Annotated in this window: 12 protein-coding genes and 1 other annotated feature; of the genes, 6 read left to right on the forward strand and 6 right to left on the reverse strand. The window is 62.4% G+C overall.

What is annotated here, in order from left to right:
- Window positions 1-11: 11 nt before the first annotated feature.
- Window positions 12-1,112 (reverse strand): PQQ-dependent sugar dehydrogenase, encoded by a 1,101-nt coding sequence (locus ACJ8IJ_RS08210; protein ID WP_004938764.1) that lies wholly within the window; start codon window positions 1,110-1,112, stop codon window positions 12-14.
- Window positions 1,113-1,243: 131 nt separating this feature from the next.
- Between ACJ8IJ_RS08210 and ACJ8IJ_RS08215 the strand changes: the two genes are divergently transcribed.
- Window positions 1,244-1,663, forward strand: coding sequence for a GNAT family N-acetyltransferase (locus tag ACJ8IJ_RS08215; RefSeq protein ID WP_442518520.1), 420 nt, complete (start codon window positions 1,244-1,246; stop codon window positions 1,661-1,663).
- Window positions 1,664-1,674: 11 nt separating this feature from the next.
- On the forward strand, window positions 1,675-2,658 hold the full coding sequence (locus ACJ8IJ_RS08220; RefSeq protein ID WP_440484034.1) for a magnesium and cobalt transport protein CorA: 984 nt from the start codon (window positions 1,675-1,677) through the stop codon (window positions 2,656-2,658).
- Between the two features lie 29 nt (window positions 2,659-2,687).
- Here the strand turns inward: ACJ8IJ_RS08220 and ACJ8IJ_RS08225 are convergent, their stop codons facing one another.
- The 3 genes from ACJ8IJ_RS08225 to speB all read right to left on the reverse strand — a co-directional run bounded on the left by ACJ8IJ_RS08225 (window position 2,688) and on the right by speB (window position 5,997).
- On the reverse strand, window positions 2,688-3,497 hold the full coding sequence (locus ACJ8IJ_RS08225) for a nitrilase family protein (RefSeq protein WP_442518521.1): 810 nt from the start codon (window positions 3,495-3,497) through the stop codon (window positions 2,688-2,690).
- 104 nt (window positions 3,498-3,601) lie between these two features.
- Window positions 3,602-4,987, reverse strand: coding sequence for a sodium:solute symporter (locus tag ACJ8IJ_RS08230; RefSeq protein ID WP_442518522.1), 1,386 nt, complete (start codon window positions 4,985-4,987; stop codon window positions 3,602-3,604).
- Window positions 4,988-5,064: 77 nt separating this feature from the next.
- Window positions 5,065-5,997 carry an agmatinase gene (speB, locus tag ACJ8IJ_RS08235; protein ID WP_442518523.1) on the reverse strand — a complete coding sequence of 311 codons (933 nt, stop codon included), beginning with the start codon at window positions 5,995-5,997 and terminating at the stop codon, window positions 5,065-5,067.
- A gap of 248 nt (window positions 5,998-6,245) precedes the next feature.
- On the opposite strand from speB, the gene ACJ8IJ_RS08240 reads away from it, so the two are divergent.
- On the forward strand, window positions 6,246-7,151 hold the full coding sequence (locus ACJ8IJ_RS08240) for a LysR family transcriptional regulator (RefSeq protein WP_131164453.1): 906 nt from the start codon (window positions 6,246-6,248) through the stop codon (window positions 7,149-7,151).
- Here the strand turns inward: ACJ8IJ_RS08240 and ACJ8IJ_RS08245 are convergent.
- Window positions 7,142-8,332 carry an MFS transporter gene (locus ACJ8IJ_RS08245; protein WP_131164454.1) on the reverse strand — a complete coding sequence of 397 codons (1,191 nt, stop codon included), beginning with the start codon at window positions 8,330-8,332 and terminating at the stop codon, window positions 7,142-7,144. The two genes, ACJ8IJ_RS08240 and ACJ8IJ_RS08245, sit on opposite strands and share 10 nt — an antisense overlap.
- A 137-nt stretch (window positions 8,333-8,469) precedes the next feature.
- Between ACJ8IJ_RS08245 and ACJ8IJ_RS08250 the strand changes: the two genes are divergently transcribed.
- Window positions 8,470-9,354: a LysR family transcriptional regulator gene (locus ACJ8IJ_RS08250; RefSeq protein ID WP_442518524.1), complete on the forward strand. Its 885-nt coding sequence runs from the start codon at window positions 8,470-8,472 to the stop codon at window positions 9,352-9,354.
- A 15-nt stretch (window positions 9,355-9,369) separates the two neighbouring features.
- Here ACJ8IJ_RS08250 and ACJ8IJ_RS08255 read toward each other — a convergent pair whose 3' ends face one another.
- Entirely contained in the window at window positions 9,370-10,194 is an 825-nt protein-coding gene (locus ACJ8IJ_RS08255) for an SDR family oxidoreductase (RefSeq protein ID WP_004938791.1), read from the reverse strand.
- 229 nt (window positions 10,195-10,423) lie between these two features.
- Here ACJ8IJ_RS08255 and hisL point away from each other — a divergent pair, with 229 nt between their 5' ends.
- Complete coding sequence (gene hisL / locus ACJ8IJ_RS08260; protein ID WP_100396937.1) at window positions 10,424-10,471, forward strand: his operon leader peptide; 48 nt, start codon at window positions 10,424-10,426, stop codon at window positions 10,469-10,471.
- Window positions 10,447-10,573 (forward strand) — a sequence feature (His leader region). (Overlaps the previous gene by 25 nt.)
- 70 nt (window positions 10,574-10,643) lie before the next feature.
- Window positions 10,644-11,543 (forward strand): ATP phosphoribosyltransferase, encoded by a 900-nt coding sequence (gene hisG / locus ACJ8IJ_RS08265; protein ID WP_004938793.1) that lies wholly within the window; start codon window positions 10,644-10,646, stop codon window positions 11,541-11,543.
- The last annotated feature ends 1 nt before the right edge of the window (window position 11,544 follow it).

Genomic DNA, 11,544 nt, shown 5'->3' on the forward strand with positions numbered 1-11,544 from the left:
GATGCGGGGCGCTACGACGCCCCGACCTTCAGCAGCTTGCCGTCCCGTTCGTCCGTCAGCAGATACAGGTAGCCGTCCGGCCCGCTGCGCACCTCGCGAATGCGTTCGCCGCGATCGCCCAGCAGCCGCTCTTCCGCCACCACTTTGTCCCCCTCCAGCGTCAGGCGAATCAGTGCCTTTTGCGCCAGTGCGCCGATGAACAGCGAGTGCCGCCAGGCGGGGAAACGCTGCCCGTCATAAAACGCCATGCCGCTGAGGCCGGGCGAAACCCGCCAATAGTGCAGCGGCTGTTCGGTGCCGGGCACCCGTTCTCCTTTGGCCTCCGGGATCGGCTGGCCGGAATAGTTGATGCCATAGGTGGCCAGCGGCCAGCCGTAGTTTTTACCCGGCAGCGGGATATTGAGCTCATCGCCGCCGCGCGGACCGTGTTCATGCTCCCAGATCGCGCCGCTCCACGGATTCAGCGCCAACCCTTGCGGATTGCGGTGGCCGTAAGACCAAACCTCCGGGCGTTTACCTGCCTGGCCGACCCAGGGGTTGTCCGGCGGTACCGCGCCCTCGGCGGTCAGCCGCACCAGCTTGCCCTGCAGTTTGTCAGTCTCCTGCGCCGTCGGCCGCTGGTTGTTTTCGCCCAGCGCGATAAACAGGTAGCCCTGCCGATCGAACGCCAGCTTGCCGCCAAAGTGATTGCCGACCGACAGCTTGGGTTGCTGACGGAAGATCACCTTAAAGTTTTCCAGCCGCGCGCCGTCGTCGCTCAGGCGGCCATAGCCGACCGCCGTGCCGGCTTTGCCGCCCTCGCCCGGTTCGGCGAAACTCAGGTACACCCGGCGGCTGGCGGCGAAGTCGGGGGCCGGCAACACCTCCAGCAGGCCGCCCTGCCCCTCGGCGTAGACCTGCGGCACGCCGGCGATGGGCGGCGACAGGCCCTTGCCCTGCAGCCACAGCCGCAGCCGGCCGGGCCGTTCGGTGATAAGCAGGCCTTGTTCCGCCGGCAAGAAGGCCAGCGACCATGGGTGTTCCAGGCCGTCCTGCAATTGGCTGACCGTCGGCGCGGCGTGCAGCAGGCCGCTGCACAGCAGCAAACCGGCAAGCAGAGTCAATCGGGGCATGGCGTCCTCCTGAAGATGAAATGACCCGTTTAGTGTAGCCCAGCCCGTCGTAATGGGTGTTTACATTACATTTCAACGGGTTGCCTTTTAGCCGCAGTGTGCTTAAGTTAATCCATAACCCAGGAGGAAAAATGGACATTACCGTTACCGACGCGATTGACGAACGTACCCTCGATGCGATCAGGCAAGGCCTGCGCGCTTACAACCTGCCGCATATCGACGCCAGCCACCGCAAGCCGCTCAGCGTCTATGCGCGCGACGAGGCCGGCACGGTGATCGGCGGGCTGACCGCCGAAACCTGGGGCAACTGGCTGAGCGTCGAGTGGCTGTGGGTGGCGGATACCCAGCGCGGCAGCGGCCTCGGCGGCCGGCTGATGCGCGCCGCCGAGCATGAGGCGCAGGCGCGCGGCTGCCGCTACGCCCGTCTCGACACCTTCAGCTTCCAGGCGCGACCGTTCTACGAAAAGCTCGGCTATCAGCTGCAAATGACGCTGAAAGCGTATCCGGTGGAACATGAGTGCTATTTTCTTACCAAAACCCTGACTGATTGATGGATGGACAGATGGACAGCAAAAGCATGGTGGTGAACTGTGTGGCGTACAAAGCCGGCCAACGGCTGGGCGAAGTGACCATCGACGATATCAGCGAGGTGGTCAAACAACCGGACACCTTCGTCTGGCTGGGGTTGCGGCAGCCGGAACCGGCGTTTATGCGCAAGGTGCAGGAGGAGTTCGGCCTGCACGATTTGGCGATCGAAGACGCGCTGTGTGCGCACCAGCGGCCGAAGCTGGAGACCTACGGCGACTCGCTGTTCATCGTGGTGAAAACCGCGCAGTGGGGCGAGCACGACGAAATCGAATACGGCGAAACCCACTTCTTCGTCGGCAAAAACTTTCTGGTGACGGTGCGCCACGGCGCCTCACCCAGCTACGCGCCGATCCGCGCCAAGGCGGAAGAGAACCACAAGCAGATGTGCCGCGGGCCGGGCTTCGCCCTCTATTCGGTGTTGGACTTCGTGGTGGATAACTACCGCAACGTGGTAACGCGCTTCGAGAGCACCATCGAGAACATCGAAGCCAACATGTTTCAGTCGGAGTTCGATCAGGCGGCGATCGAGAACGTCTATACTCTGCGCCGCCACCTGCTGGCGCTGCGCAACGCCGCGCTGCCGATGGATGAAATCTGCAACCAGCTGATCCGTCTGCACGAAGAAGTGATCCCGAAAGAGCTGCGCGCCTATGTGCGCGACGTGCAGGATCACGCGCATCAGGTGGTCAGCAACATCGACGACATGCGCGAAATGCTGACCAACGCCATGCACGTCAATCTGGCGCTGGTGACGGTCAAACAAAACGAAGTGGTGAAACGGCTGGCGGGTTGGGGGGCGATTTTGGCTATCCCGACGGTGATCTTCAGCCTGTACGGGATGAACTTCGCTGACATGCCGGAGTTGAAATTCCCGTGGGCCTATCACGCCACGCTGGGGGCGACCGCCGTCGGCTGTATTTTCCTGTATCAGAAGCTGAAGAAATCAGGCTGGCTGTAAGCGCCAAAACGGCGGATTTTCCCGCCGATTCAATACAGCATCGGCCGCCGATCGTGATGCACATGATTGTAGCGGCCGATGCGCTTGTCATCGGCCGCGCCGATATCCATCGATGCCAGCACCATGCCTTCGCCTGTCAGGCTCTGCGTCAACGGATAGCCATCAGCGTCGACGATCACCGATCCGCCGATCCACGCAACGCCGCGCTCCGTTTCACAGCGATCGCACACCGCGATGAACAGCCGATTGACGGCGGCGTTGGCCTGCGCCTTCACCATCTCCGCCGGCCGTTCGCCCTGCGGACGCGGCGCCTGCGGCCAGTTGACCGGTGCGCACAGCAGCTGAGCGCCGGCCAGCGCCGGCAGCCGCACCCATTCGGGGAATTCAAGATCGTAGCAGATCATCATCGCCAACCGGCCAAAGCGGGTCTCGACGACCGGTGGCGGCCGATCGCCGGGGGTAAAGATCGTGCTCTCCTCATGCCACAGGTGGGCCTTGCGATAAATCGCCCTCACGCCCTGCGCATCGATCAATGCCGCGCTGTTGGCCACCCCGCCATCGGGCAGCCGCTCGCAGAAACCGGCGACGATCGCCACATCCAACTCACGCGCCAGGGCCCCCCACAGGCTGAGGCTAGGCCCGTCTTCGGTCTCGGCCAACGCCCACGCCTCCGCCTTATCGCGCAACACATAGCCGCTGTTCACCAACTCCGGCAACACGATGACGTTGGCGCCGCGCTGCGCCGCATGACGGATCGCCTGAGCGGACAGCGCCCGATTATGCTCTGCTTCCCCTACCCGCAGCGCTAACTGGCAGCATGCGACGCTGATTTTACCCATGACTCACCTTCTCCTTACCCTCACCGTTAAACCGACAGGGCGGCGATGCGCCCTGCTCCTCAGTAAATCAGTAAAGGCGCCGTGATAAAAGCCCGGATCGCGCCTCAGCGTTCAGTTTGAGCCTGCAGCTGCGGCGCCGGGCGGCTCAGCAGGCTGCCCAGCACGAAGGCGACGCCGCCGCCCAGCAGACCGCCGTAGATCGGGCTGTTAGCGTCGATGCCGTGCCAGATCATCAGCCCCACCACACACAGGCTGCCGGTCAGCATGCTGGCGATGGCCCCAACGCTGGTGGCGCGCGGCCAGAAGATCGCCCCCACCAGCGGGATCAGCATGCCGCCCACCAGCAGGTTGTAAGCCAGCGTCAGCGCCGCCAGCACGTCGCGCACCACAAACGCCAGCCCCAGCATGACCGCGCCCATGAAAAGCGTGGTAAAGCGCCCGGCGGCCAGCCCGCCGGAAGGTTTACGGCGGATGGCCGGCAGCACGTCCTCCAGCGCGATGGTCGAAGACGCCAACAGGCAGGCGCTGGCGGTGGACATCAGCGCCGCCAGGGCCGCAGCGGCCACCAGCCCGCTGACGCCGACCGGCAACACCGCCTGCGCGATGGCGGCGAAGGCGCCGTCGGTGTTGCTGAGCGACGGCAGCACGATCTTGCCGGCCATGCCTATCAGCGCGCCGGTCACGCCGTACAGCACGCAATAGACGCCCGCCCCCAGCCCGGCGAAGCGCGCCACATTGGCGCTGCGGGCGGTGAACACCCGCTGCCAGATGTCCTGGCCGATCAGAATGCCGAAGAAGTAGATCAGGAAGAACACCAGAATGGTGTCCAGCCCGATCGACGACAGCTGGTAGTAACCGGCGGGCAGCATGCTGGTGAACGCCTCCCAGCCGCCGGCCTTGACGATGCTCATCGGCATCAGCACCAGCATCATGCCGACGGTCATGATGATGAACTGAATGATGTCGGTCAGCGTCAGCGACCACATGCCCCCCAGCGTCGAATACAGCACCACCAGCCCGCCGCCGAGCAGGATAGACGCGCTGAACGACAGACCGAACATCACCTGCATCACGCTGCCGATGGCGATGATCGAGGTCACCGCCACCATCAGGTCATACGCCAGCATGATCGCGCCGCTGGTGACCCGCGCCGCCGGGTGATAGCGCCGCGACAGCACCTGGCTGACGGTATACAGCTTCAGTTTGAGCAGCGGTTTGGCCAGCACCAGACTCAGCACCACAATGCCCAGCCCCAGCGCGCCGCACAGCCAGACGCCGGAGATGCCGTAGGTGTAGCCGAGCTTGACGCTGCCGATGGTCGACGCGCCGCCGAGCACTACCGCCGACAGCGTGCCCAGATACAGCCCCGGCCCCAGGTTGCGCCCGGCCACCAGATACGCCTCTTTGGAATTGGCGCGGCGAATGCCCATCCACCCCACCGCGCCTATCACCAGAAAGTAAAACACCACGACCAGCAGATCGAGATTCATGTGTACCTCCACTCCGTAGTTATTGTTATCAGGGGCCCCGACGCAACCGCTCCGCCGGTAGAGTCAGTGCGCCGGCCTCAACGGGCCGGCAGCACGCACAGCATTTCAAACAGCAGGTTGGCCGCCAGCAGCGCGGTGTTACCGGAGCGATCGTAAGGCGGCGACACCTCCACCACGTCGCCGCCGACCAGGTTCAGCCCATGACAGCCGCGCACGATCTCCAGCCCTTGCCAAACCGACAGCCCGCCGACCTCCGGCGTGCCGGTGCCCGGTGCGAAGGCCGGATCCAGCCCGTCGATATCAAAGCTGAGATAAACCGGCGCTTCGCCCATCTGTTCGCGGATCTCCGCCATCAGCGGCGTCAGCGACCGGTGCCAGCAGGCCTCGGCCGGCACCACACGAAAGCCCTGGCGGCGTGACCAGTCGAAGTCGTCCGCCGCATAGCCACTGCCGCGCAGGCCAATCTGCACCACCTTTTCCGGCGCCAGCAGCCCCTCCTCAAACGCGCGGCGGAAGGTGGTGCCGTGCGCCAGCTGTTCGCCGAACATATCCTCGTTGGTATCGGAATGCGCATCGACGTGGATCAGCCCGACCGGGCCATGGCGGCGGGCGACGGCGCGCAGCACCGGCAGCGTCAGGGTGTGATCGCCGCCGAGCGTCAACGGCGTGCAGCCGTGCGCCAGGATCTCGTGGTAAGCCGCCTCGATGCGCTGCACGCTGTCCGCCAGGCTGTAGGGGTTGATGGCGACATCCCCCAGATCGGCCACCTGCAGCCGTTCAAACGGCGCAGAACCGGTGCCCATGTTGTAGGGGCGGATCATCACCGATTCCTGGCGGATCTGGCGCGGGCCATAGCGGGTGCCACTGCGGTTGGAGGTGCCGATATCGAGCGGAATGCCGACAAAGGCGGCGTCCAGACCGTGCGCCTGTTCGGCGGCGGGCAGGCGCATCATGGTGGGAATACCGGCAAAGCGCGGCATGTCGTTACCGCTTTGGGGTTGGTTCAGCATGGCGTTTCCTTGTCGTTATCTGCGATGAATTGAAACATTTGAGCAACATTTGCAGGCTACCCCGTTGGCCACCTCGGCTACCATTCCCGCTTTTGCATGTAAACATCGGAAAACACGATGCAACTAACCTATTGAAGTATTGATTTTTATTTCAACTTCATGCCATAAGGAAGGCCATATCTTCAGCGCCGCACCTATTTCTTCGATGTTAAAAATGGGTTAACCGGCCGACGTTCTGCGGAGGGGGAATGCTCACCAACCTAAGCGATATCGATCTGAAACTGCTGCGGGTGTTCGTCGCGGTAGCGGAAGCCCAGGGCGTCAGCGCCGCGCAGGAAGCGCTGCTGATGAACCAATCCACCATCAGCACCCATCTGGCCTCGCTGGAAACCCGACTGGGTTTTCGCCTGTGCCAACGCGGGCGCTCCGGCTTCCGGCTGACGCCCAAGGGCGAACGCATGCTGATCGCCTGCCGTTCGCTGTTCAACGCCGCCCGCGACTTCACCCGGGTCAGCCAGTCGCTGAATGGCCTGCTGACCGGCGATCTGCAAATCGGTCTGGTGGACAATCTGGTTTCGCTGCCGGGCAATCCGTTCAGCCAGGCCATCAAGCACTTTCAGCGGCGCCATCAGGACGTGCAATTGCAGTGCCGCATCTGTTCGCCGAACGAGATTGAGCAAGGGCTGCTGCACCAGCAGCTCGATCTGGGCATCGGCTACTTCGGCCAACAGCTGGAGGAGTTACGTTATCAGCCGTGGCTGGAGGAAATACAGGCGATCTACTGCAGCACGGATCACCCGCTGTTCGCGGTGGAAGAACCCGAGCGCGAGCAGATTGAAAACGCGCGCTGGGTCAAGCGCGGCTACCTGCTGGCGCAGCAGCTGTGCCCGATCGCGCCGCCTCACTTGGCGGCGGTGGCTCACCATATGGAAAGCGTCGCCCATCTGGTGCTGAGCGGTACCTGTCTTGGCTATCTGCCCACCCATTACGCGGCGCGCTGGGTGGAACAGGGGCTGCTGCGGCAGTTGGGCGGCACGGCGCTCTCTTATCGCGCCACGCTTAGCCTGGTCAGCCGCCCCGTCCAGCCCGACGAGGCGTTGAACGCGCTGCTGGAGGATTTGGCGCGCGCCGCACGCCAATCACCTCATCGCTGAGAGGCCAGCGCCCGATTCATGGCAAACAGCGTGCCGGTTAAAGACAGGACGAGGAACCCGATGATGGCCCAGGCAAAAGAGGCCGCTCCGCCCTTGTCGAGCAACATGCCGCCGACCGCGCCACCGGCCGCCACGGCGATATTCCAGCCCGTCGTATACATGGACTGCGCAACGTCGGCCGCACGGCCGGAAAGCCGTGACAATGCCGTCTGCGTGAGGGTGGCGAAACCGCCGAAAGCCACGCCCCACAATGCAACGGAGAGATAGACAATCGGGGCCGCCCGTCCCCCACTCCCCAGCAGCACGGCGGCGAAGGAAAAGATAACGATACTCGTCACCGTAAGAGATTGGACTCGCCGATCGACCAACATCCCGGCAATGCCTAATCCGGCAATCGCGCCCAGCCCGAAGATAAACAGAACGATATCGACCCGCTCGGATAACCCCGACGACTTGAGGAAAGGCTCCAGGTAGATATACAGAATGTTGTGGGCAACGATGAAGGTGAACACCACGAACAGCACGGCGCGGATCCCGCACTGCAAGAAGACGCCGCTCAGAGACGGGCGATGCGCCTTAGCCTGGCCGGGGAAATCCGGCACGATGGCGACGATCCACGCCACGAGCGCCAGCGCCATCAACGTCATCAGGCCAAAGGCGCCCTGCCAACCGATGGCTCGACCAAGCAACGTGCCGAGCGGCACGCCGAGCACCAACGCCAGGGTGGCGCCGGCGCCGGAGATCGCAATAGCGCGGCCGCCAAGATGAGCCGGTGACATGCGCACGGCGTAACCGGCCAGCAAAGACCAAACGATGCCGCCGAAAACGCCGGCGAAGAAGCGCGTCGCCAATGAGACATGGTAATCATGCGACAGCGCCGTGACGAGGTTGACGATGGCAAAACCGCAGATCGCGCTCAACAGCAAGGGGCGGCGCCGCATGCCTTGCGTCAATGCGGTCAGCGGAATGGCGGCGACCAACGCGCCCACCGCATAGGCGGTGATGAATTGCCCCGCCAGGCTTTCAGACACGTTCAAATCGCCCGCGATCGAAGAAAGCACGCCCGCCGGCATGATCTCGGTCAGCAGCGTGATGAAAGCGGCCATTGCCAATGCCAGCAGGCCCCCCAGCGGCAACCGCTCGATGCTCCCGGCAGGCGCAGATATCGTCGTTTGATTCATCAATCACTCCCCATTCAAAGATGTTTCCGCTCATTGCGGATGACGGTTGCATCATGCTGCCCACTCGCTGATAAAAGAAAAATAGGCTAAAGTGAACAACACTCATGACACAAATGTCATTAATAGAATGGAAGCCTATGGAAAGTCTGGGTTCTCTCGACGTTTTCGTCCGGGTCAGTGAAAGCCGCAGTTTCACGGTGGCCGGGCAGCAGCTGGGGATCTCCGCGTCGGCGGTCAGCAAAACCATCGCCCGGCTGGAGGAGCGGCTCAGCGTGCGTTTGTTCCACCGTTCCACCCGCACGGTCAACCTGACGCCTGAAGGGGCCCTGTTCCTGGAAAGATGCCGACGCATTTTGAGTGAGGTGAAAGAGGCGGAAGCCGAGCTGTTGCAAACGCGGGGAACGCCTCAGGGCAAGCTGCGCATCAGCCTCCCGTCGCTGGGCACGCTCTTCATGCCAAAACTGGGGGACTTCAAGCGCCGCTATCCTGAGATAGAGCTGGATATTGATTATTCGGATCGGCTGGTTGACGTGATTGAGGAAGGTTTCGATGCCGTTATCCGCAGCGGAACCCCGAGTGACTCACGGCTGGTTGCCCGCCGGCTGGGTACCTGCCGCAAGGTTTTCGTTGGCGCGCCGGGTTATTTCAGCCAAGCGGGTATGCCGCGCAAGCCCGAGGATCTGACAAGCCATGCCCGTTTGCATTATCGCTTTCCCAGCACCGGCAAACTGGATATCTGGCCGCTGGGGGACAAGACGGATATGCTCCCCGAACGGCCGGCCAGCATGGTGACAAATACCCTCGATCCGCAGGTGTGCTTTGCGGAACAAGGGTTAGGCATCGCTTATTTGCCGGAAATCGCCGTGCGCAGACAGCTGGAACAGGGCAGCCTGGTGACGGTTCTGGATGAATACGACCGCGAGAACATGGTTTTTCATGTCCTCTGGCCGTCGGGCCGCCACCTGTCAGTCAAAATCAGGCTGTTCGTCGACTTTGTGACGAGCCACCTTTTCCCGCTTTAAACGACGTATGCTGCCTTAACTGACCGGCATACGCGCCGGATCGGGATACTGATACTCAAAACCCAGCTCGTTGCAGATGCGATTGCCGTCCACCAGCCGCTCGTCCTGCTCCGCCTCGTCGGCGAACTGCGGCGGCTCCAGGTGCAGCTGCTCGGCCAGCGCCGGATAAAATTCGCGCTTGGCCGGATGACGCGGCGCGCACAGGTTGTACACGTGGCCCCCCCTCGGCAGCTTCAGCAACAGTTGGATGGCGGCGATGACGTCGTCCTGGTGCACCAGATTCACCCCCTGCGAACCGCCCTTCACGTCGAGCTTGCCCGCCAGGAAGCGGCCGGGGTGACGATCGGCGCCCACCAGCCCCGCCAGGCGCAGAATGTCCACCGAGGTGTTCGGCAATTCATGCAGCCAACGTTCCAGCTCGGCCAACACCCGCCCTGACGGCGAGACCGGCCGCAACGGCGACTCTTCGCGCAGCGTGCCGGCGGTTTCGCCGTACACCGAGGTGGAACTGGTGAAGATCACCCGCGGCACGCCAAAGGCCATCGCGCTGTCCACCAGCATGCGCACCGCATTGAAATAGTTTTCGCTGCCTTCGACGGTGCGGCGAGCGGGCAGCGTGACCACCAACGCATCCACGCGCAGCAGCGATTCCAGATCGTCCGGATCGCACACCAGCTCCGGCGTCAGTTCCAGTTGGTAGCATTCGATGCCGCTCATGCGCGCGGCCTCGACGCCGTCCGGCGTGGTTTTGCTACCGACCACGTCATACCCGCGCCCCATCAGCGACAGCGCCAACGGCATGCCCAGCCAACCCAAACCAATAATGGCTACCTTTTTCATCCTCTTCCTCTCCTGAAGATCGCAGCGCCCTCCCCCTAAGGCTACGCCACTGCGCACGGCGATACAATCTGCCCGGCTTAAGGTCAGGTAAAGCTGTCTGTGGCTAATAACCTAACCTGTTTCAATAAATTAAATTTATGACGTTAAAAAAGGGTTGCGCGGTGGACAGCGGATAGTTTAGCTTAATTGGCATACGGTTTTTACCGGCTTTTGATTAGAGAAAAACACCATGACACGCGTTCAGTTCAACCACCATCATCACCATCACCCTGACTAGTCTTTCAGGCGATGAGTGCTGGAAGACGGTTTGTTAATCTTCCAGTGGCGCGCAGAACGCAAGAGAGAGCCCTCGGAAGATTTCTTCCGAGGGTTTTTTTTTGGCTCCGGACAGACAGAAAGAATAGTTTTTACAATAAATTCATAAAATTACAGATTAAACAGAGGTTACCATGCTGGACAAGACACGTTTACGGATCGCAATGCAGAAGTCGGGCCGCCTGAGCGATGAATCCCAGGAACTGCTGGCGCGCTGCGGCATCAAGATCAACCTGCAGCAGCAGCGTCTGATCGCCTTCGCCGAGAACATGCCGATCGATATCCTGCGCGTGCGCGACGACGATATTCCGGGCCTGGTGATGGACGGCGTGGTCGATCTCGGCATCATCGGCGAAAACGTGCTGGAAGAAGAGCTGCTCAGCCGCCGCGCCCAGGGCGAAGACCCGCGTTACTTCACGCTGCGCCGCCTCGATTTCGGCGGCTGCCGCCTGTCGCTGGCCACCCCGCTCGACGCCGAATACACCGGCCCGCAAAGCCTGCAGGACGCCCGCATCGCCACCTCTTACCCGCACCTGCTGAAGCAATACCTCGACAAGCAGGGCGTGCGCTTCAAATCTTGCCTGCTGAACGGCTCGGTGGAAGTGGCGCCGCGCGCCGGTCTGGCCGACGCCATCTGCGATCTGGTCTCTACCGGCGCAACGCTGGAGGCCAACGGCCTGCGCGAAGTGGAAGTGATCTACCGCTCCAAGGCTTGCCTGATCCAGCGCGACGGCGAAATGCCGGAAGCCAAACAGCAGCTGATCGATCGCCTGATGACCCGCATTCAGGGCGTGATCCAGGCGCGTGAATCCAAATACATCATGCTGCACGCGCCGAGCGAGAAACTGGACGAGATCGTCGCGCTGTTGCCGGGCGCCGAGCGCCCGACCATTCTGCCGCTGGCCGGCGCGCAGAACCGCGTGGCGATGCACATGGTGAGCAGCGAAACCCTGTTCTGGGAAACCATGGAAAAACTGAAAGCGCTCGGCGCCAGCTCGATTCTGGTGCTGCCGATTGAAAAGATGATGGAGTAAC

Source organism: Serratia sp. CY40230, from assembly GCF_052168835.1.
GTDB classification, from domain to species: domain Bacteria; phylum Pseudomonadota; class Gammaproteobacteria; order Enterobacterales; family Enterobacteriaceae; genus Serratia; species Serratia nematodiphila.

Bases quoted from the DNA above. Each gene is read 5' to 3' on its own strand.
- ACJ8IJ_RS08210 (WP_004938764.1), bottom strand. From the start codon at position 1,112: ATGCCCCGATTGACTCTGCTTGCCGGTTTGCTGCTGTGCAGCGGCCTG.
- ACJ8IJ_RS08215 (WP_442518520.1), top strand. From the start codon at position 1,244: ATGGACATTACCGTTACCGACGCGATTGACGAACGTACCCTCGATGCG.
- ACJ8IJ_RS08220 (WP_440484034.1), top strand. From the start codon at position 1,675: ATGGACAGCAAAAGCATGGTGGTGAACTGTGTGGCGTACAAAGCCGGC.
- ACJ8IJ_RS08225 (WP_442518521.1), bottom strand. From the start codon at position 3,497: ATGGGTAAAATCAGCGTCGCATGCTGCCAGTTAGCGCTGCGGGTAGGG.
- ACJ8IJ_RS08230 (WP_442518522.1), bottom strand. From the start codon at position 4,987: ATGAATCTCGATCTGCTGGTCGTGGTGTTTTACTTTCTGGTGATAGGC.
- speB (WP_442518523.1), bottom strand. From the start codon at position 5,997: ATGCTGAACCAACCCCAAAGCGGTAACGACATGCCGCGCTTTGCCGGT.
- ACJ8IJ_RS08240 (WP_131164453.1), top strand. From the start codon at position 6,246: ATGCTCACCAACCTAAGCGATATCGATCTGAAACTGCTGCGGGTGTTC.
- ACJ8IJ_RS08245 (WP_131164454.1), bottom strand. From the start codon at position 8,332: ATGAATCAAACGACGATATCTGCGCCTGCCGGGAGCATCGAGCGGTTG.
- ACJ8IJ_RS08250 (WP_442518524.1), top strand. From the start codon at position 8,470: ATGGAAAGTCTGGGTTCTCTCGACGTTTTCGTCCGGGTCAGTGAAAGC.
- ACJ8IJ_RS08255 (WP_004938791.1), bottom strand. From the start codon at position 10,194: ATGAAAAAGGTAGCCATTATTGGTTTGGGTTGGCTGGGCATGCCGTTG.
- hisG (WP_004938793.1), top strand. From the start codon at position 10,644: ATGCTGGACAAGACACGTTTACGGATCGCAATGCAGAAGTCGGGCCGC.